Origin of the sequence: Methylobacterium sp. E-045, assembly GCF_022829685.1 — a bacterium.
Classification (GTDB): domain Bacteria; phylum Pseudomonadota; class Alphaproteobacteria; order Rhizobiales; family Beijerinckiaceae; genus Methylobacterium.
This window is the reverse complement of the sequence record NZ_JAKSYE010000035.1, coordinates 1-23,400: the sequence shown is the minus strand read 5'-3', so window position 1 is coordinate 23,400 and position 23,400 is coordinate 1. Positions and strand designations below refer to the sequence as shown.

The window sequence follows — 23,400 nt, the reverse complement described above, 5'->3', positions numbered from 1 at the left end:
TGCGCCAGTCGGTGTCACCGAGGCTTGATTGCCGGTTGTCCCGGGTCGCCCCGACCATCGGCAATCAAGCCTCCGGCCACGGATCAACCCAGGGGTTAAGGATCGCGACGCGGGTCTTCCGATAATCCGCAACATCGCGGGTGACGATCGTCAGCCGGTGATGGAGAGCCGTCGCCGCGATGATGAGATCCGGCTGAGGGAACGTGTGTCCCGCCTTTCGGCCCTCCTCCACGAGCAGGCGCCACGTGAACATGACGTCCTCCGTGATCTCCAGCACCCTGTGTGCGAAGAGCGGCCGAACCTCCAGCGCGAGCCACTCGTTTAATTCGGCCCGGCGACTCGCCTCCGCGACCCGTTCGATCCCGAAGCGGATTTCGGCGAGCGTCGCCGTGCTGACGTGGAGACGGTCGAGGGGTTGGCTCGCGACGAAGTCGAGGACGCGGCGTTCCGGCTTGGGACGGCGCAGCTCGGAGAGAATGTTGGTGTCGAGAAGCCAGCCGGTCACAGAGTGACGTCGCGCACCGGCATGACCAGGCGGGCCGGCTCGAGATCGACGTCCACTTGCGGGCTGGATTGCATGACGGCGATCAGGGCCCGGCCGTCACGATCGCCCTTCAGGCGCCTGAACTCCTCGGCCGAGATCACCACCACCTCATCGCGACCCCGAACCGTCACATACTGCGGACCTTCGCTATGGACACGGCGGACGAGTTCGCCGAACCGCGCCTTGGCATCCTGCAGAAGCCAGGGGCCCGGCTGACGCTGCGGCCCGGATTGTTTCGACGACTTGGTCATGCTGACCAAGATACCATGTCCCGGAGAAGGGTCCAGGGAGACGAGGCAACCTACGCCGCGTGCACCACCGGAACCGCCGGCGCGCCCTCCCATTCCGAATGGCTCGGGATCGACTCGCCCTTCATCACGATGGTGAGCGGGCGAAGCCGCGCATAGTCGCCGACCTTGGTGTCGTAGAGGACCGTCGAGAAGGCCCCCACCGACACGCCCTCGCCCACCACCACCCGGCCGACCTTCATGATCCGGTCCTCGTAGAGATGGGTCTGCAGGGCCGAGGTCCGGTTGATCACCGAATAGTCGCCGATGGTGACGCAGTCGAACTCGGTGATATCGGTGGTGAGCATGCAGACACCCTGGCCGACCTTGACCCCGAGGAGGCGCAGCATCCAGGGCAGGAACGGCGTGCCGACCAGATGCTCCAGCAGCACCTTGCCGGCCAGGCCCCAGTACAGCACGGCCACGGCCTCCGTGCGCATGGCCCACCACGACCACATCGGCCGCATGCCGGGCTGGTACACGCCCATCAGCAGCCATTTCACTCCGATCACGGTGAAGGACTGGATGAAGGCGATGGCGACGCTGACGACGACGAAGCTGACGGCGAGGCCGGTCCAGTCCTGCGCCAGGATGGCGGGGTAGAAGTAGAAGTCGATGGCCGAGATCGCCAGCGTGATGAACAGCATCGGCGAGAACGAGGTCGAGAACGCCTCGAAGATGCCGCGCCGGAGCTTGGGGCCCATACCCGGCTCGTAGGTCTGCGCGTTGGAGCCGAGGTCGACCTTCTGGCGCGAGGGCAGCTTGATCGGTGGCGAGCCGAACCACGTATCCCCCGGCGCCATCAGGTCGTTGGCGGGCGGCTTCGACTTGATGCCCACCAGCATGTCGTCGGGGATCACGGCGCCCGGCGGCACCACGGCGTCGTTACCGACGAAAACGCGGGCGCCGGTGCTCACGGGATGCATGTGCATCCAGCCCCGGCGGATCTCCTCCTCGCCGAACACGACTTCGTCCGCGATGAAGTTGCGCGCGCCGATGTCGGCGAGATCGTAGCGGCCGGCGAGGTTGGTGGAGATCTCCGCCCCCTGCCCCATCCGCGCGCCCATCATCCGGTACCAGGCCCGCATGTAGACCGTGGCGAAGAGCGAGGAGAGCGTCTCCAGGGTCACTTCCGCGGCGAGCGCCACCGCCCACTTGCGCAGGTAGAAGCCGCTATGGATCGAGTAGGTGCCCGACGAGACCCGCGGCAGGACGAGCCAGCGGATGCCGGCGATGAGGAGCACCGTGCCCGCCGTCATCAGCATGGCGGTGGGCCAGGTCAGCAGCGGCAGGTACCAGTGGTAGTCGATGTCGGTGATGTCGCTGAGCGAATCGCTGAGCTGGTCGAAGATGTAGAAGGCCGGGAAGATCGGCAGCAGCCCCACGGCCGGGATCGCCGCGAGCAGGAAGGCGTAGACGGCCAGGAACCCCGCGCGCCGGCGGGGCGAGGCCTGGGCGGCCTCGGGCAGGTCGGCGGGGTCGGCCATGCCGACCTTGCGTCCGGGCGAGCCGTCCCATTGCTCGGCGCGTCCCACCACGGTGCCGGTGGGGATGGTGGTGAGGTCGGCGATCTCGGCGAAATCGCCGATCGTGGTCTCGGGGCCGATGACGCAGGAGGTGCCGATGGCCACATCCGCGCCGATGCTGACGGGGCCGATGACGAGTTCGTTGCCGACGATCTCGGCATTGGCGATAACGAGGCGGCCGCCGAGCGAGGCGCCCGCCCCGACGCTGAGGAGGTCGGGGGCGCCGACCTCGATGTCGGAGATGAGGGCGTCCTCGCCGATCTTCGCGCCCAGCAGGCGCAGGTAGATGGCGATGGCCGGCGAGCCCTGGAGCCACTTCACGTGGACGAGGGGGGTCAGCCGCTGTGTCAGCCACCAGCGGTAGTAGTACACGCCCCAGAGCGGATAGCGGCCGGGCTTCGTCCGCCCGAGGATCAGCCACTTGGCGGCCACCGCGATGGAGGCGGTGACGGCGTTGATGCCGATATAGACGAGGAGCAGCACCGCCATCTCGCCGAAGAACCCGAGCGAGCCGCCGGTGAGCAGCAGGTAGGTGACGAAGATGCCGAGCCATTGCGATGTGGCCAGCGCGATGACGAAGGGCAGGGCCGCCGCCTGAGCCGCGCCGCACAGGATCCGGCGCAGGAGCGGCGGGGTCGCGAATCCGAGGTCGCGCACTGCCATCTGCGTGCCGACGCCGCCGGTGCGCTCGATCAGCGCCTCCGACATCGCCCGCAGCGTGCGCCTGGTATAGACGTCCTGCAGGGTGATGGCGGCCAGAGCCGGGGCCTCGCGCACCGCGCCGACGAAGCGGGCGGCCAGCAACGAGTGCCCGCCGAGATCGGTGAAGAAGTCGGCCTCGAACGGGATCGGCTGGTTGCCGAACACCTGCTTGGCCGCGGCCAGCATCGCCGCCTCGGTCTCGTTGTCGGGCAGTTCCTGCTCGCCCGACAGGTCGGCCACGGTCAGCGTCGCGATGCGCAGGGCCTTGCGGTCGACCTTGCCGGAGGTGAGGCGGGGCAGCACCTCCACCACCTCGAAATGCCCCGGCACCATGTAGGGCGGCATCTGTTCGGCGAGGGTGTGGCGCAGGGCGCCCTTGTCGAACTCCGTTCCCCGCTCCGGAATCAGGAAGGCGACGAGCCGGTCGACGCCGTCGTCCTGACGCAGGACCACCGCCGCCTGGTTGATGCCGGCCTGCGCCTGGATGCGGGATTCGATCTCGCCGAGCTCCACCCGGAATCCGCGGATCTTGACCTGGTCGTCGATGCGGCCGTGGAAGACGATCCGCCCCTGCGTATCGAGGGAGACCGCATCGCCCGAGCGGTAGAGAACCGGGTCTGTCCCATCGGAGGAGAACGGGTTGGCGACGAATTTCTCCGCGGTCAGCTCTGGACGCTGGAGATAGCCCTTGGCGACGCCCGGGCCGCCGATGAGGAGTTCCCCCTGCTGGCCCGGCCCGAGCAGCTCCAGGCCCTCGCTGGCGACGTAGACGGAATAGTTCGGGATCGGCCCGCCGATCGTGACGGGCTCGCCCGGCCGCATCTCGGCGGCGGTGGCCACCACCGTGGCCTCGGTCGGACCGTAGGTGTTGAACAGCTTTCGCGATCCCGTGGCCCAGCGGGCCACCAGGGGCTCGGGCAGGGCCTCGCCGCCCAGCAGCACGAGGCGGACGCTCGGCAGCGTCTGGGACAGCATGGCGAGCAGCGTCGGCACCGTGTCGAGCACGGTGACGCGGTTCTGCGTCAGGATGTCGGGCAGTGCCTCGACATCGCCCATCATCGCCGGGCTCGCCACGAACAGCGTCGCTCCGACGAGGTAGGGAACCCAGATCTCCTCCATGGAGAGATCGAACGCCACCGAGGCGCCCTGGAACACCACGTCGTCCGGCCGCATGCCGTAGAGGGCGTTCCCCGAGCGCAGGAAGTGGCAGATGTTGGCGTGGCTGATGACGATGCCCTTGGGCAATCCCGTCGAGCCCGAGGTGTAGATCAGATAGGCCGGATGCGTGGGCGTGAGGCCGGCGCCGCGCGGATCGGGGCGCGGCGCATCCGCCGGCACCTCGGCGAGAAGCGCCTCCGTCGTCAGGGCCGGGGTACCCGTGGGCGCCTGAGGCGCGAGGGCGGGCGAGACAAGGAGGAGCTTGGCTCCCGCATCGTCGAGGCACACCGCCACGCGGTCGGCGGGAGCCTCGGCATCGAAGGGGAGCCATGCCGCTCCCGACATCGTGATGCCGACCTGGGCGATCAGGAGGTCGGGGCCGCGCGCCATCCAGAGGCCGACCACGTCGCCGGGGCCGATGCCGCGATGGGCGAGGCCACGGGCGATGGCGACGGCGCGGGCCTCGACCTCCGCATAGGTGAATTTCGGATGACGACCGGCCGCGTCCCGGCTCGCGCCGTCGATGATGGCCGGATGGTCGGGGCGCAGGCGGGCGCTGTCGGAAAAGATTTCGCCCAGAACCTCGTCCCGGATAAGGTCCGGCCGGCTCTCCCCGCGCAGCACGGCCTTCCGCTCCGGCGCTCCGGCGCCGGACACGGTCTCGTCACCTTCGGCCTTGTCCACACGCGACTCCGCCCGAGGCCGGGTCGTCTCGGCGAGACTGCTCATCCGATGCTCCGCTGCCGGGCCCGCCGCTGCGAGACCGTCCTTTTGGCCGGGTTAGGCGCCCGGATCGTGCCGAAATCGCGGCGCCCCGCTATGGTCGCGCCGTCTAAGCAGGTTTCGCAAAAGTGGTCACCGGTCTTGCGTCCAAAACCCTGCGACACTCCGAAAACCTGAGCGAGGGCAAAACCTAAGCAAAGAAAGCGTCGGCCTGCCGATGCGAGCCCGCTTAGCACGTTTGCCGAGCCGCCTAGAACCGGTCTTCGCGGAGAAAGCGCGTCACGCCCAGCGCCAGCGGGACCGGTCGAGGACGAGGACGCTGCCCTGCCGGATGCCCATCCGCGGGGCCTCGCGGATGCTGGTATAGCCGAGGATCACCAGGATGGCGCGGGCGACCCCGCCATGGGCGACGATGACAGCCGGCCGTCGCAGGTCCGCGATCGCCGGCCTGACCCGTTCCACCAGCATGGCGTAGCTCTCGCCATGCTCGCCGGGCGGCCGGTAGCCCCAGCGGTCCCGGTCGCGCGCCAGGGCGCCGCGGCTGTCGCGCCGGCGGATCTCGGCCCAGGTCGAACCCTCCCAGGTTCCGAAGTTGATCTCCATCAGGCGCGCGTCGACGGCGTAGTCCCGCGGCGCGAGATCGAGGCTGGCCCGGAGCACCTCCATCGTCTGTCGCGTGCGCGTGAGCGGGCTCGCGACGAACGCCGCCTCGGTGAGGCCGGCCCCCGCCACGGCCTTCAGCCGCTCGGCCACGCTTTCGGCCTGGCCCAGGCCCGTGGCATTGAGGGGTACGTCTCGCTGGCCCTGGAGGCGGCCCTCCGCATTCCAGTCCGTCTGGCCGTGCCGGATGAAATAGACCGTCATGGGCGCCGGCCGTTCATGGCGGGGCGCGGCGCTTTTCCGGAACGGCCAAGGCCGCGGGTCGTTGTCGCGCTCAAGGTTGCTCCATGCGTTACGGGCATCGGCACACGGCTTTTCCGGAAAGGCGGTGCGCCGGCGCGGTGCCCGCGGCATCGATTGAATATCGTATAAGGCGGAATGTGATCATGGCGAAGAAGCGCGGCAAGCGGCATTCGGGCCAATCGAACGACGCGAGGACACGCAAGCCCAAACCGCTCAGCCCACGGCCGGACTCGGACAAGCCGCCCTCCTCCGCCGCCTGGGCCCGTTCGGCGATGCGCCATGCCAAGCGCGAAAGCCCGGTCGACACGGCCGCCCTCGCCTCCTGCGCGGCGGCCGGCATCGTCACGGTGCAGCCGGGCGAGGCGTTGGATCTGGCCGCGATCGATGCCGATGCCGATGGCGGGCTCGACAAGGAGGCGTCCAAACAGGCGCTCCTCGTGGAGCATGGCCGCATCCAGACCCTGCAGGAGCGGCTCTATGCCGAGCATCGGCGCAGCCTCCTCGTGGTGCTTCAGGCCATCGATACCGGCGGCAAGGACGGCACCATCCGCTCGGTCTTCGAGGGGGTGAACCCGCAAGGGTGCCGGGTCTGGTCCTTCAAGGTTCCGAGCGCGGAGGAGCGCGACCACGACTTCCTCTGGCGCTACCACGCCAAGGTGCCGGGGCGCGGCATGATCGGCGTGTTCAACCGCAGCCATTACGAGGACGTGCTGGTGGTGCGGGTGAAATCCCTGGAGCCGGAGGGCGTGTGGCGGCCGCGCTACGACCTCATCAACGATTTCGAGCGGATGCTGACCCTGTCGGGCGTCACCGTGCTGAAGTTCTTCCTGCACATCTCGAAGGACGAGCAGAAGGAGCGCCTGGAGGCGCGGATCGCCGATCCCGAGAAACACTGGAAGTTCGATGCGGCCGACCTCGTCGAGCGCCAATCCTGGGACGCCTATCAGGACGCCTTCACCGACGCCCTGAGCCGCTGCTCCACCCCGCACGCCCCCTGGCACGTGGTGCCGGCCAACCGAAAATGGTACCGCAACCTCCTCGTCGCCCGCACCATCGCCAACACCCTGGAGGCGATGGACCCGCGCTATCCGGACGCTCAGCCGGGCATCGCCAAGCTGACGGTACCGGATTGATCTGGTCCAGGACTGCTATCATGGGTCGTGACGCCTGAGCGGCCGGACTCGGACCGTTCAGGGCGTCTGCCGGAGAGTTGAGCATGCTGACCGTCCGCGACGTCGCGGCCTCGGGATACCGCTCCCTGCGGTCCATCCGGTTTCCGGTTGATGCCCTCTCGGTCTTCATCGGTGGCAACGGTGTCGGCAAGACCAACCTCTACCGGGCGCTCGAACGCCTGCAGGCGGCCGCCGCCGGCACGCTGGTACGTGATCTCGCGGCGGAAGGCGGGATGGACTCTGTCATCTGGGCCGGACCCCGCAGCGGCAAGGGGCCGGTGCGGGTGGGATGGTCCGTCGAACTCGGCGACGAAGCCGCGTCCGTCGCTTACCGGTACGAGATCGAGGTCGGCCTTGTCCCCCGGTCGGAGCTGGGCCCCAGCGGAGCCGCCTTCCTGCTCGAACCGCAGATCAAGCGGGAGCGGCTCACCGTCCTGTCGGGCCGGCGGCCGGCGGTCATGCTCGAGCGCGATGGGCCTTCCGGGTTCGTGCGCGGCGAAGACGGCCGCAAGCGCGCCTTCGGCACGAGTCTCCTCGCCACCGAAACCGCGCTCGCGGCACTTCAGGACGCGGTGGCGTTTCCGGAACTGCATCTCGTCCGTCGCACGCTGCTGGATTGGCGCTTCCATCATGACTTCCGCACCGACGCGGCCTCGGCTCTCCGCCGGCCCTGCCTCGCCGTCACCACGCCGACCCTGTCGTCGGACGGATCGGATCTCGCCGCCGTGTTCGCCACCCTCCGGCACATCCGCGAGGACACCGTCGATCTCGACGCGGCGGTGGCCGATGCCTTTCCCGGCGCGCATCTCGTGATCCCGTCGCCGGGCCGCGAGGCGAGCTTCGGGATGGTCTTTCCCGACTATCCCAAGCGCGTGTTCGACGCCGCCGAACTGTCGGACGGCACGCTTCGCTACCTCGCCCTCGCCGGAGCCCTCCTCGCCTACCGGCTCCCGCCCTTCATCGCCCTCAACGAACCGGAGACGAGCCTCCACCCGGACCTGCTCGATCCCCTGGCGCGGATGATCGTCAAGGCCTCGCGGCGGAGCCAGGTCTGGCTGGTGACCCATTCGGAGCGGCTGGCCGACGCGATTGCGGGTCACGGCGGCGTGTCGCCCCGCCGGGTGGTCAAGCGGGAGGGGGCGACCTGGATCGACGGGCTCACGCTGTCGGGAGAGTTCGGGGAGGCCGACGACGCCTGAGGACGGGGTTCATCATGCCCTGTCGGCGTGGTCCGGCCGCATGCGCCGGAGAGATTCCGGCAGCGACCGCATCATCGCCCCGCCGATCCTGTCGGCATGGCGCTGGTAGAGGAGACCGAGGCCGATGAGGGCGAGACCGATGAGCGACAGGGCGAAGGGGAAGAACAGCGAGTCCCTGAAGACCCGGTTCGCCAGATCACCGAGATAGAGCGCCACGCCGATGGCGCCGAACACCGCGTAGATCCGCCGCGAGAGGAAGATGGCGAAGCCGATAAGCGCGACGTTCATCAGGGCATAGAGCGCCTTCGCCATCTCGCTGTCGGACGATTGCCACGTCAGGGCGCCCCAGAAGGTGAGGATGCCGGCGAGATGGAGCCAGAACGCGTAATCCGTCCGGTTCTGGCGCAGGTCCACCGCCCAGGCGAAGGCGATGAGGCCGAGGCCGAACCAGAGCGAGATCGTCCGGCGGGTCTCCCAGTCGAGATACGGGCCCGTGGCCCAGACGCCGATATCCATGGACAGGAACCACAGGGCGACCGCCGCGATCAGGGTGATGAAGCCGAAGCGCGTGGCGCGCAGGGCGATGGCCGAGGCCACGAGGGTCGCCGCTTCCATGGGCACCCACCCGCCCTTGATCCAGGTGAAGACGTCGCGATAGGCGCCCGGCCGGCCCTGCTCGCCCCAGCCCCAGCTCTCCTGCAGGCCGTAGACGGCAAGCGGCGTCATGGCCACGGCGCAGGCGATGAGGAGGCCGCCGGGGACCGGCAGGTCGTGTGCGCGGCGAAGGTGCCGCCCGGCGGCGGCGAAGGCGAACGCGTAGATCAGGGCGGTGGCGGTGAGGGCCGGTCCGCCCATCATCCCGAAGGCGAGGGTCGAGAACAGGCCCATGGCGCCGATGACCACCAGGGCCCCGGCATACCAGAGCACGTGAGCAAGATCGAAATGGGCGAGATCGAAGGCCGCCCCCCGCCCCGGCCGCCCGGCATAGAAGGCGGTCAGCGCGCGTGCCTGTTCGGCGGTGATGATCCCGGCGGCGGCCGCATCATCAAAAGCGGGGCGGATCTTCATGGGGCGGGGCCTCGGCGCGGCGCGGCCCCGGAGCGGGTCGGCCCTTCGCCTTATCGGCCGGGGCCCGCCGGCGCGGCGCGCTGCCGCACGCGGCCCGCCTCACTCCTTGCTGTCGAGCCTGAGATCCGGCGCGTCCGGGTTCTTCATGCCGACCACGTGGTAACCGGCATCCACATGGAGGATTTCGCCGGTCATGCCCCGCGACATGTCGGAGATGAGGTAGGAGGCGGTCTCGCCGACCTCCTCGATGGTCACCGTGCGCCGCAGGGGGGCGTTGTACTCGTTCCACTTGAGGATGTAGCGGAAGTCGCCGATGCCGGAGGCGGCCAGCGTCTTGATCGGGCCGGCCGAGATCGCGTTGACGCGGATCTTCGAGGGTCCGAGATCGGCAGCGAGATAGCGCACGGAGGCTTCCAGCGCCGCCTTGGCGACGCCCATCACGTTGTAATGCGGCATCCACTTCTCGGCGCCGTAATAGGTGAGCGTCAGGAGCGAGCCACCGTTGGGCATCAGCTTCTCGGCCCGCTGAGCCACCGCCGTGAACGAGTAGCACGAGATCATCAGCGACTTGGTGAAGTTCGCCTCCGAGGTCTCGACGTAGCGGCCGGTCAGCTCGTCCTTGTCGGAGAAGGCGATGCAATGGACGACGAAGTCGATCCCCTGCGGGAAGACGCGGCCGGCTTCGGCGAAGACCGCGTCGATGGAGGCGCCGTCGGTGACGTCGCAATGGCCCACCACATGGGCGTCGAGTTCGCGCGCCAGGGGCTCGACCCGCTTCTTCAGGGCATCGCCCTGGTAGCTGAAGGCGAGCTTGGCGCCGTGGGCATGGGCGCTCTTGGCGATGCCCCAGGCGATGGACCGGTTGTTGGCGACACCGAGCACCAGACCGCATTTCCCGGCGAGCAGGCCGCCGACGTGATCGTGTACCGGGTTCGTGTCCGCCATGAGTCACCTGAGCCAGAGGCCGTCGCGCGCCGGAGCGGACCCGTCCGGACCTGGGGGGAAGCGCTCGCGCCGAGGCATCCTTAGCGGAGGTGCGCCGGGGACGGAAGTCCGCGCCTACGCCTGTCCAGAACCGGCGCGCGCCGCCCGGCGCCCGTTGGCATAGGCGAGAAGGGCCTCGTCCTCGCCGGCGGGCAGCGAAATCGCCGTGGTGGCGAACAGGTCGCCGCGGCTGCCGTCCTTCTTCGGCAGGCCCTTGCCCTTGAGGCGGAAGGTCCGGCCCGAACTCGTCATGGGGGGCACGCGCATCTCCACCGGGCCGGTGAGCGTCGGCACCCGGATCGGGCCTCCGAGGATGGCATCCTCGAGGGGGAGGTCCACGGAGGTGCGCAGGTCCGCCCCATCCAGGGTGAAGCGCGGATGCGGCAGGATGCGGATGGTCAGGAGGGCGTCGCCCGGCGAGGAGCGCGGGCCGCCCGGGCTTCCGAGGCCGCGCAGGCGGATGGTCTGCCCGTCCACCACGCCCTTGGGGATCACCACGTCCACGTCGCGCGAGCCGAGCGAGATCCGCAGCTTCTCCTCGCTCGCCACCTGCTCCAGGGTCACGGACAGCTCGGCCGCGAGATCCTCGCCCTTCATCGGCCCCCTGGCGCCCGGACCGGCACCGCCCCGGAACGTGTCGCCGAACAGGTGGGAGAAGATGTCCTCGCCGATCCCGCCGCCGCCCGCCCGATTGCGCGCCGCGCCCTCGAAGTCGAACCCGGCGGAGCGGGCGCCGCCCGGGCCGCCGCCGAAACCGCCGAACCCATCGAAGCCGGCCGGTGCGCGGGGCTTGCCGTCGGCATCGATCTCGCCACGGTCGAACTGGGCGCGCTTGCCCGCATCGCCGAGGATCTCATAGGCGCTGTTGGCCTCCGAGAAACGGTCCTTGGCCTTGGCGTCGTTCTTGTTGGTGTCGGGGTGGTAGGCCTTGGCGAGCTTGCGATAGGCTTTCTTGATGTCGGCCTCGCTGGCGCCCTTGGTCACACCCAGCACGTCGTAGGGATTGCGCATCGTCTGATATCGGTCTCGGTGCCGCACGGGGCCGGGCTCATGCCCGCCCCTGTCGAAGTCTTCTGCTATGTGGAATGGCTGTTGCTTCTCTGCAACGGTCGTCCAGCAGGATTCGACGGTTCGATCCAGGCGTCAACCCGTTGGCCCGCCGGACGATCCCATAGGCGGCACGATCGTGACCTCAGGCCTTCGCCTTGGCCATGCGGATACGGGTCAGTTCCCATTCGCCCCCCGAAGGCTTGCAGCCCGTGCCGCGCACGAAACGACTGCGCGCGGGCGCGATGACGGAAGCGAGGAAATCCCGGCAGATCAGGTCGTTGGCGACATAGGGAAGGCCCGTCGGGCTGATCGATCCGCGCAGGGACGAATCCGGGTTGTCCCATTTCACCGGGCGGCCGTTGCCCTGCGGATCGAGGGCCACCGCCAGGGCCGCGTGCGCCCGGCGCCAATCCTCGTCGGACATCTCGCCGCCGAAGCTCTTCGGACGCTTGTCGATGCTGCCCGTCACCAGGGGCTCGGGGACCGTCACGTCCGGCTCTGCCTTGCCCTCGCTCTGGAAGGTGAGGATCGGAATGCCGCAGCCGGCGAGCGACAAGGCCAGGGCCACGCTGCCCGACGCCAGCACCGCCGCGTACCGGGCGCGGGCGGGACGAGGTGCGACGACGGCACGGCTTGAGACGGGTTGGGCTTTACTCTCGCTCCGACGCATTACACCTGTTCTCACGACGTGACTCGAACGACGACAAATCGTGTCCCACGTCGGTGCCCCCGACCCGGATCTCACTCACAGGATTACGCCTTGGATCGGTTAAGGATCGATGAGCCGGCCCCGTCCGGCGCTGTCTCACCCGCCTCCTCCTCCCTTGGGGCCGGTGGAGACTTCACGCTGTCCACAGACCCCTGGGGGTTGTTCGCCGCCTGGATGGGGGAGGCCGAGCGCGCGGAGCCCGAGGATCCCAACGCCATGGCGCTTGCCACGGCCGGCTCCGACGGCCTGCCCGACGTGCGCATGGTCCTGCTCAAGGGCGCCGACGAGCGCGGCTTCGTCTTCTACACCAATGTCGATTCCGCCAAGGGCGAGGAACTGGCGCAGAACCCGCAGGCGGCCCTCGTCCTGCATTGGAAGAGCCTGCGCCGGCAGGTCCGCGCGCGCGGACCCGTGAGCCACGTGTCGCTCGAGGAGGCGGACGCCTATTTCGCGAGCCGCCGCCGCGAGAGCCGGATCGGCGCCCATGCCAGCCGCCAGTCGCGGCCGCTGGCCGACCGCGCCACCCTGGAAGCGGAGGTCGCCGCCCTGGCGGCCCGCTACGAGGACCAGCCGGTGCCGCGCCCGGAGAACTGGACCGGGTTCCGCATCGCCCCGGTCTCGATCGAGTTCTGGCAGGACGGGCCGTTCCGCCTCCACGACCGCGTCCGCTTCACCAGGGCCGGCGGCGGCTGGAGCGGGGCGAGACTCTATCCGTGACGGAACGGGGCATCGCGCCGAGAAAGCCCGGGGATCCGGCGTCACGGAACGGAGGACGTCACGTCGGCCCCGTGTGTGTCCGCCGGACATGCGGGCGGAACGTCGCCTCGGAGGGTTGAGCGGACCGGCCGACCTCCGCGACGATCGAGGATGGAGGGCCGTTCCGGTTGTGTCACCGCGTTATGTTCGACATGTCCGCACCGAGCGCACGGTGAGCGCCCACGTCAGCAAGGCTGCGGCGCTGAACGTCGCTCCGAGGACCGAGACGCCGGGCCAGCCGGCACGGGCATGGATGGCCGTGGCAGCAGCGGCGCCGAGGGCGCTGCCTACTGAATAGAACACCATGTAGCCGCCGATGAGCCGGCTGCTGGCTTCGGGACGCAGGGCGACGATGAGGCTCTGGTTCGTGACGTGAACGGCCTGCACGGCGAGATCGAGCAGGACGACGCCGAAGAGGAGGCCCGGAATCGACACCGGCAGCAGGGCAATCGGCACCCACGATGCAAGCAGAAGAAGGAGAGACGCTCCCGTCGTCCATTGACCATGACCCCGGTCCGCAAGCCGTCCGGCACCCGTCGCGGCCATCGCCCCCGCCAAGCCGACGAGGCCGAACAGGCCGATCCGGCTATGGGAGTAGGAGAAGGGCGGGGCACTGAGCGGCAGCACCAGCGCGGTCCAGAACGCGCTGAAGGACGCGAAGATCAGCAGCCCGAGGACACCGCGAACCAGCAGGACCGGCTCGCTGAGAAATAGGATGGGGACGGAGCGGAGGGCGGCGGCATAGCTGCCGGTGCCGGCCGGGATCCGGTGCCGCGGCAGGACACGCACGAGCAGGACGACGAGGGCGAGCGACAGGAGTGCGGAGACCAGATAGACCGCTCGCCAGCCACCGACATCGGCCAGTAGCCCGGCCGCGAAGCGCGCCGCGAGGATGCCGATCACGATGCCGCTCGTGACCGTACCCACCACCCGGCCTCGTTCGGCCGGTGCCGCGAGCGTCGCCGCGAACGCGACCAGAACCTGAACCACGACGGCGAGCAGCCCGACCGCCGCCATGCCGGCGAACAGGATCGCTCCGGTTTGGGCCGTGGCCACCGCCACCAGCGCGAGGACCGACAAGATCCCCTGGCCGAGAATGAGGCGACGGCGATCGACGAGATCGCCGAGCGGCACAAGGAAGATCAAGCCCAGCCCGTAGCCGATCTGGGTCAGGGTCACCACGAGCCCGATCGCGGCAGGCGAAATCTCGAACTCCCGCGCCATCGCATCGAGCAGGGGCTGGGCATAGTAGATGTTCGCGACACTCAAGCCGGCGGCGGCTGCGAAAATCAGGATCGTCGTCTTGGGCAGTCGTCCTTCCGGCGCCGGAGCGATCCGTCCATCTTGTCCGTGCGGCATGGCGGTCCCGTCGATGATCGTCGATCTGGTTTCATCTTGAGACCACTTGTGATCGGCGCATTCCAGTTCTAAATTGAGACCAGATTGGAGCGGGAACGTACCTTCGTGGCAAAGCGCGTCAGCCTCTGGAACGCCGGGTGCCCGGTTGCGCGCGCTCTCGATGTCATCGGCGACTGGTGGTCCCTGCTGATCCTCCGCGATGCCTTCGACGGAACGACGCGCTTCAATGAGTTCCAGAGCGGTCTCGGCATCGCCAAGGGGATGCTGGCGTCCCGCCTTCGCCACCTGACCGAACGGGGTATTCTGGAGACGGCGCCCGCCTCGGACGGAACCGCCTACCGGGAATACGTCCTGACGGAGAAGGGGCGCGGCCTGTTCCTCGTCGTCGTCGCGCTCCGACAGTGGGGCGAGGCTCATCTTTATGAACCGAACGATCCCCGGTCCCGCCTGGTCGACCGTGACGCAGGGGCTCCGGTCGCTCGACTCGTCCTGCGATCCGCCGATGATCGTCGTCTCGGCTGGTGTGACACGCGTGTGGAGAAGCCGGACGTCACCTGACGAGTCCGTTGGGTCGGGATCGGGCACCCGAGCGGGCTTGCATGTCGAACGGAGACCCGACCCCGAGGTCTCTGTCCTCGATCGACGGCGGGTGGCGGTTCGCCAGACGAGCGAAGCGAGCCCCCGGCATGCGTGTCCGGGAATTCTCGATCGCGGCCTCCTCTCGAAGAGCGCCAACCGGGACGTGCTGCGACGCGGGATCGACCCTGGATTTCCCGGCCGGCGCGGCTTAGACCTGGGCATGGCACGGCGAGATGATCTCGGCTGTCCACCGCCTCCGGATCCTGAGGAACGGCCTTGGCCACATCGAGCAATGAACGCCGCCGCGTCATGCTGCTGACGGGCGCAAGCCGCGGAATCGGCCACGCCACGGTCAAGCGCTTCTCCGCGGCCGGGTGGCGGGTGATCACCTGTTCCCGCCATGCCTTCCCCGAGAACTGCCCCTGGGAGATGGGTCCGGAGGACCACCTTCAGGTCGATCTCTCGGACCCGGAGGATACGATGCGCGGGGTGGCGGAAGTCGCCGGCCGTCTCGCCGACGAGGGCGGCCTGCTCCATGCGCTGGTCAACAATGCCGGCATCTCGCCCAAGGGCAGCAATGGCGAGCGCCTCGGCGCCATCGCCACGGAATTCGGCGACTGGCGCAAGGTGTTCCAGGTCAATGTCTTCGCGCCGCTCCTGCTGGCGCGCGGCCTGTGCGAGGAACTCACCCGCGCCAAGGGCTCCATCGTCAACGTCACCTCGATCGCGGGGTCCCGCGTGCATCCCTTCGCGGGCGCGGCCTACGGCACGTCGAAGGCGGCGCTTGCCGGCCTCACCCGCGAGATGGCCAGCGATTTCGGCCCCCTCGGGGTGCGGGTGAACGCGATCTCGCCGGGCGAGATCGATACGGCGATCCTCTCGCCCGGCACCGACAAGATCGTGGCCGGCATCCCGCAGCGGCGCCTCGGCACGCCCGACGAGGTGGCCAAGGCGATCTATTTCCTCTGCACCGAGGCCTCCTCCTACGTGAACGGCGCCGAGTTGCACATCAACGGCGGCCAGCATGTCTGACCGAGGTGCGCTCTCGGCGCTCCTCGCGGTCTCCCTCCTCCTCGCCTCGCTCCTGGGCGCGCCGCCCGTCCGGGCCGATCCGGTCGTCACGATCCTCGACCTGCCGTTCAGGGCGCGCGCCATGCGCGGCCCCGGCAGCGACGTGTCCCTGGCGGTGGCGACCTCTGGCCTCCTTCCCCTCGCCCGTCCCAAGGGATTGAAGGGCGAGGTGGTGGAGGACGTGCCCCTGGCCGTCCTATGGGGCGACGAGGGCGGCGCCGCCCTGACCCTTGCCGACGGCAAGATCGCCACCACCCTGCTCGGTGTCGAGGCCATCGACGGGCTCGCGGTCTCCGAGACCCCGCGCGGCGCCGTTCCCGGCACCCGGCGCGCGACCCTCGGTCCGCTCAGCGCCCACCTGTCCGACCCCGTCCGCCCCAATGCCGGCGCGTTCGAGCGCGCGGGGACGCTCACCATCCGCGAGCGCCAGCCGGTGGGGATGAGCGCCGATCCGAAACCCGTGCCCATCGTGACCACCGCCGTCACCGCCGGTCACGGCGCCGCCTTCGCTCTGCGCCGCCCCATCGCGATCCTCATCGACGGCCGGCCGGTCATCGTGGCGGTGACGGCGCAGGATGGCGGATCGTCCCTGGTCGTGGTCGGCAAACCTTCGGTGGAGTCCGCGAAATCCTCGGCGGAGCCCGACAAGGCCTGGACCGTCCTCGCCCGGAGCCCCGTCCAGGCGGGGGGAGCGGGCGGGCAGGCCCTATCCCTCGCGGCGATCGGCGATGTCTCGCAAGCCGGACGGCCCCGGATCGTCGCGGTGGCGGCGCCCGACGGGGCCGGCATCCTCCAGCTCTGGGCCTATGAGGCCGGAGCCCTGCGCCTGATCGGCGAGGCCACCGGCTATACCACCCTGTCCCCGGGCGAGGGCGGGGCCGACCTGTCGGCTCTTCTCGATGCCGACGGGGACGGCGTGGCCGAACTCGCCGTGCCGGTGGCGGACCGGAGCGCCCTGGCCATCCTGTCCCTGAAGGACGGCATCCGCGAGGTGAAGCGCGTCCCCCTGCCCGGCCTTGCCGCCTTCGGCGTCGCCGCCATCGGCCACGGCCCTCGCACGCGCCTGCTCGTCGGCCTCGCCGACGGGCGGGTGGCGCTCATCTCTCCGTAACCGAGACCCGTCGAGCCCATGAGCGAAGCAGCGAGCGAAGACGGCTCCGACGTCCGGCTCTTCCCGGTGCGCCCCTTCCTCGGCGCGTCCATCGCCGTCATCCGCGACGGGCGGGTGCTGCTGGCCGCCAGGGCCAACGAGCCCCTGCGCGGGGTCTGGACGCTCCCCGGCGGGCTGGTGGAGTCCGGCGAGACCCTGGCGCAGGCCGCCTTGCGCGAGCTCAGCGAGGAGGTCGGCGTCTCGGCCGTGGTCGTCCGCTCCCTGACCCCGACGGAGATCATCCTGCGGGCCGAGGACGGCCGCGTGCGCCATCATTACGTCGTCCATCCCCACGCCGCCCTCTGGACCGCCGGCGAGCCGGCCCCCGGCCCCGAGGCTCTTGGCGTGCGCTGGGCACGTCCCGACGAACTCGCCGATCTCGCCACCACGCCGGGATTGCAGGACACGGTGGCCGAGGCCTTCGCGCAGGTCGCGGGGCTCAATGACGATGCCGTATCCCGATGATATCCGCGCGCTCCTCGTCTCGACCGGGAAACGGTGTAAACCTGCCCGATGAGGTTCGCGGCGGCGGAGGACGGGGCGTGGCTGTGTCGTGGGTGAGGCGGCGCGTGTCGCCCGTGCTGCTCCTCGCCGCCCTCGCGGTGGGCCTGCCCGACCTCGCTTCGGCCCAGCAGCGCGCCGCCCCGGCGCGGCCCGCGCCGAAGGCCCCGGAGAAGGACAAGGAGCCCCCCGCTCCCGCCGAGCCGCCGCCCGCGCCCTACGACCGCGACCTGATGCGGCTCTCCGAGATCATCGGCTCCCTCTCCTTCCTGCGCAGCCTCTGCACGGCGCCGGACGCGGCGGAATGGCCGACCCGGATGAAGGCGTTGATGGAGGCCGAGGGGGTGACGCCGGGGCGGCGGGACCGCCTCGCCGGGGCGTATAACCGGGGGTATCGCGGATACGCCCTCACCTACCGGGCCTGCACGCCGTCGGCGACGGAGGCGGCGTCCCGCTATGTCGCCGAGGGGGAGCGGCTGTCCCACGCCCTGGCCAGCCGCTTCGGGGGATGAGGCGGCGATGTGTCTTTCGGGAGACAGGGCACAAGGCTGAAGGAAAATCGTCGTATTCGACCGCCGGCGTTAACCGCTTCGCAATTCTTGGCTTCCCGAGGCGCGGGGCTCGGCATATGTTTCGGTCATCCGCCGAGCCATTCTTCGGCGCAACCGATGTTATCGCCATGCAGATCGACACCGCCCCCGCGCCCTTCGAGGCCGATCTCGACGACAAGCGTGCCGCCCTCGGCTACGTGTCGGAAGCGTTCGCGGAAGGCTGTCTCGACGGGCTCGACGGCGATTGCATGGCCCAGGCGGCCCTGTTCGCCGCCTTCCAGGAACTGGTGATGACCTATGGCGAGGACGCCACGGCGCGCTACGCCGAGGGCTTTCCCGACCGCATCCGCGGCGGCGCCTTCACCACCGCTCCGCAGCATTGAGGCGCGGGACCGGGCCGTACCCGATCCGTCGACCATGCGTGTGTGATCGATCGAGCCGCCCGGACCTGACCGGGCGGCTCGATGCGTTTCGGGGCCGGGATCGGCCCCGGCGGATTCGTTAAGCCGCGGGCAGCGCCTCGTCGAACACCACCGCCTCGCCGCTGGACGGGCCGACGAGGTCGCCCTGCCACATCACGCGCCTGCCGCGCACGATGGTGCCCACGGGCCAGCCGGTGACGGTGACGCCGTCATAGGGGGTCCAGCCGCATCGGGAGGCGATCCAGTCGTTGCGGATGGTCTCGCGGCGGGTCAGGTCCACCACCGTCACGTCGGCGTCGTAGCCCACCGAGAGCCGGCCCTTGCGGCTGATGCCGAACAGGCGCTTCGGCCCGGCGCTGGTCATGTCGACGAAGCGGGCCAGCGACAGCCGTCCGTTGGCGACATGGTCGAGCATGATCGGCACCAGCGTCTGGACGCCGGTCATGCCGGAGGGGGAATCCGGATAGGGCTTGGCCTTCTCCTCAAGCAGGTGCGGCGCGTGGTCCGAGCCGAGGATGTCGGCGACCCCCTGCGTCAGCCCGTGCCAGATCCCGTCGCGATGGGCGGCGTCGCGCACCGGCGGGTTCATCTGAACCAGAGTGCCGAGGCGGGCATAGGCCTCGGTCCCGTCGAGGGTGAGGTGGTGCGGCGTCACCTCGACGCTGGCCACGTCCTTGTGGTCGGCGAGATACGCCATCTCCTCCGCCGTGGAGATGTGCAGGATGTGGATCCGGGCACCCGTCTCCTGCGCGATCCGCACCAGGCGCTGCGTCGCCTTCAGCGCGGCCTCGGGCGAGCGCCAGACCGGGTGCGAGGACGGATCGCCCGGCACCCGCAGGCCCTTGCGCTCGCGCAGCATGGGTTCGTCCTCGGAATGGAAGGCGGCCCGGCGCCGGGTGCGTTTCAGGATCTCGGCGACGCCGGCATCGTCCTCCACGAGAAGCGCGCCGGTGGAGGAGCCGACGAACACCTTGATCCCCGCCGCGCCCGGCAGGCGCTCGAGGGTGGCGACCTCATGGGCGTTCTCGTGGGTGCCGCCGACCCAGAAGGCGAAATCGCAATGCATGCGATGGTGCCCGCGCGCCACCTTGTCGGCCAGGGTCTCGGCGCTGGTAGTGAGCGGGTTGGTGTTGGGCATCTCGAACACGGCGGTCACGCCGCCCATCACCGCCGCGCGGGAGCCCGATTCGAGGTCTTCCTTGTGGTCGAGGCCCGGCTCGCGGAAATGGACCTGGGTGTCGATGACCCCCGGCAGCAGGTGCAGGCCGGTGCAATCCTGGCGCTCGCCCTCGGCGCGCGAGAGATCGCCGATGGCGGCGATGCGCCCGTTCCTGATGCCGAGATCGGCGGCGTGCTCGCCGTCGTGATTGACGATCCTGCCGCCGGTGAGGAGGAGATCGAAGGGCTGGTCCATCGGGGTCGCTCCTGAACGGCGTTGAGACGCGGGTGGCGGCGGCTTATGTCAGCCTCGCGCGGCGTGCAACGCCGTGCCCTGCCGACAGGGCCGCCGGCGCATCGCCACGATGCGCGCCGGAGGGGCTATGCAGGATGACCTTCGAGGAGTTGCCATGCCGATCGCCCTGTTGCCGGACCGCGCCGTCATCGTCATCGCGGGCGAGGAGGCCGCGAGTTTTCTCCAGGGCGTGGTGACCTGCAATATCGAGACCCTCGAACCGGGCGAGGCGCGGCTCGGCGGGCTGCTGACCCCGCAGGGCAAGATCCTGTTCGATTTCCTGATCTGGCGCTCCGGCGAGGGCTTCCGCCTGGATTGCCCGGCCGATCAGGCCCCGGCTCTGGCCAAGCGGCTCACGCTCTATCGCCTGCGCGCCAAGGTGACGATCGCCGTCGACCCGACCCTGGGGCTCGCCGCCGCCTGGGACGGGGCCGAAACCGGTGGGGGCAAAGCCGTTCCGGGGACCGAGCGCCTGCGCGACGGGCGCCTCCCGGCATTGGGCGAGCGCCTCGTCTTCGCCGAGGGGGCGTTCTCGGCCGATGCCACGGAGGCGGATTACCACGCCCACCGCATCGCCCTCGGCATCCCCGAAGGCGGACGCGACTTCGCCTATGGCGATGCCTTCCCGCACGAGGCGCTGATGGACCAGCTCGCCGGCGTCGATTTCAGGAAGGGCTGCTATGTCGGGCAGGAGGTCGTGTCGCGCATGCAGCATCGCGGCACCGCCCGCACCCGCATCGTTCCGGTCGTCTCCCGCGACGGCGAAGCCGTGTCCTCCGGCGCGGAGGTGACCGCCGGTCCGCGCGGGCTCGGCACGGTCGGCAGCGTGGCGGGCGCGCGGGGCCTCGCCATGCTGCGCCTCGACCGCCTCGCCGATGCGGTCGCCGCCGGTGAGCCGGTACGGACCGGCGCGACGATCCTCGGTGTCGAGAAGCCCTCCTTCGCCATCTTCGCCTTCCCGGAGGTGACGCCGGCCGGGTGACCGGGGTGATCGGGGGCGACCCCGACGCTCGGGGAGCGCCCGCCTTTCCCCGTCGGCGGGAAGGGAGCACGCGCACCGCGTCCTACCCGACGACGACCCGGCCTCCTGGTGTTCTCGATCCGTTCCGCTTATTCTCGGTCCCATGTCCGACGATTCCACAGGCCTCATCCATCATCCCGACGGCTGCCCGCGCTGCTGGTGGGCCGGTCTCGACCCGGTCTATGTCGCCTATCACGACACCGAATGGGGCGTGCCCGAGCGAGACGGCCGGGCATTGTACGAAAAACTGATCCTCGACGGGTTCCAGGCCGGCCTGTCGTGGATCACCATCCTGCGGCGGCGCGAGGGGTTCCGCCGGGCCTTCGCCGGGTTCGATCCGGAGGCCATCGCGCGGTTCACGGAGACCGATGTCGAGCGGCTGATGCAGGATACCGGCATCATCCGGAACCGCGCCAAGATCGTCGGGACCATCGCGGGTGCCCGCGCCTTCCTCGCCATCGAGGAGCGCGGCCCCGGATTCTCGCGCTTCCTGTGGGACTTCGTCGAGGGCCAGCCGATCCAGGGCCGGGCGACGGACCGGGCCGGCATCGCCACCGAGACGGAGATCTCGCGGGCCATCTCCCGCGCCCTCAGGACGGAAGGGTTCAGCTTCTGCGGCCCCACCATCGTCCATGCCTTCATGCAGGCGGTGGGCATGGTGAACGACCATCTCGTCGGTTGCCATCGGCATGCCGCCTGCGCCGCCCTGGGAACAAGCCGATGAGCGCCGCCGCCCCCCGCGCCTGGCAGCGGATGTTGTCGGGCCGGCGCCTCGACCTCCTCGACCCCTCGCCGCAGGACATCGAGATCGCCGATATCGCCCACGGTCTCGCCCGCGTCGCCCGCTGGAACGGACAGACCGCCGGGCCGCATGTCTTCTCCGTGGCCCAGCACGCGCTCCTGGTGGAGGCCATCGGCGAAGATCTGGCCCCTGGCCGGACCCGGATGCAGCGCCTCGAACTCCTGCTGCACGACGCGCCGGAATACGTGATCGGCGACATCATCTCGCCCTTCAAGGCCGCGATCGGACCCTCCTACAAAACGGTGGAGCTGCGCCTGATGGCGGCGATCCGCCAGCGCTTCGGCCTGCCGGAGCCCGACGAGGACGAGGTTCGCCTCGTCAAGCGCGCCGACGCGGTGGCGGCCCATCTCGAAGCCACGCGCCTCGCCGGCTTTTCCGAGAACGAGGCCGGCGCGGTCTTCGGGCACCTCCACCCGGCGGCCCCGGAGGCGCTGGCGCTGATCGAGCCCTGGCCGACGGCCGAGGCTCAATCGAGGTTCCTCTCTCGTTTTCAGGTTCTTGCGAGCGATTCCTGATGTCGGATATCCACGTCTGTCCCCTGTCGCAATTGCCCCGGACCCTTGAGCGCACCGGTGCGAGCCACCTGATGACGCTGATGAAGGTCGGCACCGCCATTCCCCGCCCCGATTGCATCGCCGACGGGCGCCATTGCGTGGTCGAAGTCAGCGACATCGTCGCTCCCCTCGACGGGCATGTCCTGCCGGGTGAGGATCATGTGCGCCGCATCCTCGATTTCGCGGCCGGCTGGGATCGGGACCGGCCCCTCCTGATCCATTGCTATGCCGGGATCAGCCGCTCCACGGCGGCGGCCTATATTGCCGCCTGCGCCCTCGATCCGAAGCGGGACGAGGCCGGGATCGCCCTCGCTCTGCGCGCCGCATCGCCGTCGGCGACGCCCAATGCCCTGTTCGTGGAGATCGCCGACCGCCTGCTGGGACGCGGGGGACGGATGTCCGCCGCCATCACCGAAATCGGGCGTGGCGCCGACGCGTTCGAGGGACATCCGTTCGCGCTCGCGCTGGGGTAAGGACAGGCCCCCGGTCCAGCTTGTCATTAGGATGAATTGAGTGTGGCCGAAACGACGCCACCCTTGACGAAGTGCTCGCCGATGAAGCAGCCAACGTCCCCTTGGGCTTGTCGGGCAGGCAGGCGCGGGCTTAGACCGGCACAATGAGGGGTACCCTGGGATGACCGCAGCGCGATCCGCCGTGGCGGCGACAACCGATTCGAAAGCGTCCGACGAGGGACTCGACCTGCCGTTCGAGAAGGCCCTCGAACAGCTCGAGGAGATCGTGCGGCGCCTGGAGAAGGGGGATGTGCCCCTCGACGAATCGGTGGCGATCTACGAGCGCGGCGAGATCCTGAAGCGGCATTGCGAAGGGTTGCTGCGCAAGGCGGAGGCGCGGATCCAGACGATCACGCTGGGGCCCGACGGGCGCGCGGCGGGTGTCGCCCCCCTCGATGTCGGCTAGTCCACGAGGTCGCGATGATCCGTGGGCTTCTAAAAATTATTCATCTGCCGCAACACGTTGCGCGCATGTCTTCCCTCCGGGCGTGAGGTTGATTCGGTGTCACGGATAGAAACCTCGATCCTCGACGGGCTTGACGAGACGTCGGCTCTTCGCGCGCTTCCCGAGAGCCAGCTTCAGGCGGTGGCGGACGCGGTGCGTCAGGAGATGATCGACGCGGTGTCGGTGACGGGCGGTCACC

At 69.6% G+C, this 23,400-nt stretch carries 25 protein-coding genes; 15 read left to right on the top strand and 10 right to left on the bottom strand.

Annotated features, from left to right (window positions below; genetic code table 11):
- Positions 1–64: 64 nt before the first annotated feature.
- The 4 genes from MKK51_RS04585 to MKK51_RS04570 form a co-directional block, all read right to left on the bottom strand.
- Positions 65–505 carry a type II toxin-antitoxin system VapC family toxin gene (locus MKK51_RS04585; RefSeq protein ID WP_243975271.1) on the bottom strand — a complete coding sequence of 147 codons (441 nt, stop codon included), beginning with the start codon at positions 503–505 and terminating at the stop codon, positions 65–67.
- The gene (locus MKK51_RS04580; protein WP_243975295.1) at positions 502–795 is read right to left on the bottom strand and encodes a type II toxin-antitoxin system Phd/YefM family antitoxin; all 294 of its coding nucleotides are present in this window, start codon (positions 793–795) and stop codon (positions 502–504) included. The genes MKK51_RS04585 and MKK51_RS04580 overlap by 4 nt, the downstream gene beginning before the upstream one ends.
- Before the next feature lie 50 nt (positions 796–845).
- Positions 846–4,946 (bottom strand): Pls/PosA family non-ribosomal peptide synthetase, encoded by a 4,101-nt coding sequence (locus tag MKK51_RS04575; protein WP_243975270.1) that lies wholly within the window; start codon positions 4,944–4,946, stop codon positions 846–848.
- 273 nt (positions 4,947–5,219) lie between these two features.
- Positions 5,220–5,804: a histidine phosphatase family protein gene (locus MKK51_RS04570; protein ID WP_243975269.1), complete on the bottom strand. Its 585-nt coding sequence runs from the start codon at positions 5,802–5,804 to the stop codon at positions 5,220–5,222.
- 182 nt (positions 5,805–5,986) lie between these two features.
- Here MKK51_RS04570 and MKK51_RS04565 point away from each other — a divergent pair, with 182 nt between their 5' ends.
- Positions 5,987–6,976, top strand: coding sequence for a polyphosphate kinase 2 family protein (locus tag MKK51_RS04565; RefSeq protein WP_243975268.1), 990 nt, complete (start codon positions 5,987–5,989; stop codon positions 6,974–6,976).
- An 83-nt stretch (positions 6,977–7,059) separates the two neighbouring features.
- Positions 7,060–8,214, top strand: a complete 1,155-nt coding sequence (locus MKK51_RS04560) for an AAA family ATPase (RefSeq protein ID WP_243975267.1) — start codon at positions 7,060–7,062, stop codon at positions 8,212–8,214.
- A gap of 12 nt (positions 8,215–8,226) precedes the next feature.
- On the opposite strand, the gene MKK51_RS04555 is transcribed toward MKK51_RS04560, so the two are convergent.
- From MKK51_RS04555 to MKK51_RS04540, 4 genes are all read right to left on the bottom strand, one after another.
- The gene (locus MKK51_RS04555) at positions 8,227–9,282 is read right to left on the bottom strand and encodes a hypothetical protein (RefSeq protein ID WP_243975265.1); all 1,056 of its coding nucleotides are present in this window, start codon (positions 9,280–9,282) and stop codon (positions 8,227–8,229) included.
- 99 nt (positions 9,283–9,381) lie between these two features.
- Positions 9,382–10,227, bottom strand: a complete 846-nt coding sequence (fabI, locus tag MKK51_RS04550) for an enoyl-ACP reductase FabI (protein WP_018043432.1) — start codon at positions 10,225–10,227, stop codon at positions 9,382–9,384.
- Positions 10,228–10,341: 114 nt separating this feature from the next.
- Positions 10,342–11,277: a DnaJ C-terminal domain-containing protein gene (locus MKK51_RS04545; protein ID WP_243975263.1), complete on the bottom strand. Its 936-nt coding sequence runs from the start codon at positions 11,275–11,277 to the stop codon at positions 10,342–10,344.
- A 181-nt stretch (positions 11,278–11,458) separates the two neighbouring features.
- Positions 11,459–11,986, bottom strand: coding sequence for an RT0821/Lpp0805 family surface protein (locus tag MKK51_RS04540; RefSeq protein WP_279600976.1), 528 nt, complete (start codon positions 11,984–11,986; stop codon positions 11,459–11,461).
- Positions 11,987–12,076: 90 nt separating this feature from the next.
- On the opposite strand from MKK51_RS04540, the gene pdxH reads away from it, so the two are divergent.
- Complete coding sequence (gene pdxH, locus MKK51_RS04535) at positions 12,077–12,742, top strand: pyridoxamine 5'-phosphate oxidase (protein ID WP_409565617.1); 666 nt, start codon at positions 12,077–12,079, stop codon at positions 12,740–12,742.
- Between the two features lie 180 nt (positions 12,743–12,922).
- Here pdxH and MKK51_RS04530 read toward each other — a convergent pair whose 3' ends face one another.
- Positions 12,923–14,140, bottom strand: a complete 1,218-nt coding sequence (locus MKK51_RS04530) for an MFS transporter (protein WP_243975260.1) — start codon at positions 14,138–14,140, stop codon at positions 12,923–12,925.
- Positions 14,141–14,245: 105 nt separating this feature from the next.
- Here MKK51_RS04530 and MKK51_RS04525 point away from each other — a divergent pair, with 105 nt between their 5' ends.
- From MKK51_RS04525 to MKK51_RS04500, 6 genes are all read left to right on the top strand, one after another.
- Positions 14,246–14,698, top strand: coding sequence for a winged helix-turn-helix transcriptional regulator (locus tag MKK51_RS04525; RefSeq protein ID WP_243975258.1), 453 nt, complete (start codon positions 14,246–14,248; stop codon positions 14,696–14,698).
- 330 nt (positions 14,699–15,028) lie between these two features.
- Positions 15,029–15,751, top strand: coding sequence for an SDR family NAD(P)-dependent oxidoreductase (locus MKK51_RS04520; protein WP_056149277.1), 723 nt, complete (start codon positions 15,029–15,031; stop codon positions 15,749–15,751).
- Positions 15,744–16,901: a hypothetical protein gene (locus tag MKK51_RS04515; protein WP_243975256.1), complete on the top strand. Its 1,158-nt coding sequence runs from the start codon at positions 15,744–15,746 to the stop codon at positions 16,899–16,901. Before MKK51_RS04520 ends, MKK51_RS04515 begins: the two co-directional genes overlap by 8 nt.
- 18 nt (positions 16,902–16,919) lie before the next feature.
- Positions 16,920–17,405 carry an NUDIX hydrolase gene (locus tag MKK51_RS04510; RefSeq protein WP_243975254.1) on the top strand — a complete coding sequence of 162 codons (486 nt, stop codon included), beginning with the start codon at positions 16,920–16,922 and terminating at the stop codon, positions 17,403–17,405.
- A gap of 77 nt (positions 17,406–17,482) precedes the next feature.
- Positions 17,483–17,953 (top strand): TIGR02301 family protein, encoded by a 471-nt coding sequence (locus MKK51_RS04505; protein WP_409565616.1) that lies wholly within the window; start codon positions 17,483–17,485, stop codon positions 17,951–17,953.
- Between the two features lie 167 nt (positions 17,954–18,120).
- Positions 18,121–18,375 (top strand): hypothetical protein, encoded by a 255-nt coding sequence (locus tag MKK51_RS04500; protein WP_019903771.1) that lies wholly within the window; start codon positions 18,121–18,123, stop codon positions 18,373–18,375.
- A 118-nt stretch (positions 18,376–18,493) separates the two neighbouring features.
- Here the strand turns inward: MKK51_RS04500 and MKK51_RS04495 are convergent, their stop codons facing one another.
- Complete coding sequence (locus tag MKK51_RS04495; RefSeq protein ID WP_243975250.1) at positions 18,494–19,828, bottom strand: dihydroorotase; 1,335 nt, start codon at positions 19,826–19,828, stop codon at positions 18,494–18,496.
- 154 nt (positions 19,829–19,982) lie between these two features.
- Here MKK51_RS04495 and MKK51_RS04490 point away from each other — a divergent pair, with 154 nt between their 5' ends.
- From MKK51_RS04490 to MKK51_RS27120, 6 genes are all read left to right on the top strand, one after another.
- Positions 19,983–20,849, top strand: a complete 867-nt coding sequence (locus MKK51_RS04490; RefSeq protein ID WP_243975249.1) for a YgfZ/GcvT domain-containing protein — start codon at positions 19,983–19,985, stop codon at positions 20,847–20,849.
- Between the two features lie 142 nt (positions 20,850–20,991).
- A complete protein-coding gene (locus MKK51_RS04485; RefSeq protein ID WP_243975248.1) occupies positions 20,992–21,612 on the top strand; it encodes a DNA-3-methyladenine glycosylase I in 621 nt (206 codons plus the stop codon).
- Positions 21,609–22,205 carry an HD family hydrolase gene (locus tag MKK51_RS04480; RefSeq protein ID WP_243975247.1) on the top strand — a complete coding sequence of 199 codons (597 nt, stop codon included), beginning with the start codon at positions 21,609–21,611 and terminating at the stop codon, positions 22,203–22,205. Before MKK51_RS04485 ends, MKK51_RS04480 begins: the two co-directional genes overlap by 4 nt.
- A complete protein-coding gene (locus tag MKK51_RS04475) occupies positions 22,205–22,717 on the top strand; it encodes a tyrosine phosphatase family protein (protein WP_243975246.1) in 513 nt (170 codons plus the stop codon). Before MKK51_RS04480 ends, MKK51_RS04475 begins: the two co-directional genes overlap by 1 nt.
- A 160-nt stretch (positions 22,718–22,877) precedes the next feature.
- On the top strand, positions 22,878–23,162 hold the full coding sequence (locus MKK51_RS04470) for an exodeoxyribonuclease VII small subunit (RefSeq protein ID WP_056159172.1): 285 nt from the start codon (positions 22,878–22,880) through the stop codon (positions 23,160–23,162).
- Between the two features lie 96 nt (positions 23,163–23,258).
- Positions 23,259–23,400, top strand: a 142-nt coding sequence (locus MKK51_RS27120) for a 1-deoxy-D-xylulose-5-phosphate synthase N-terminal domain-containing protein (RefSeq protein WP_279601248.1), incomplete at its 3' end; no start/stop codon positions are given.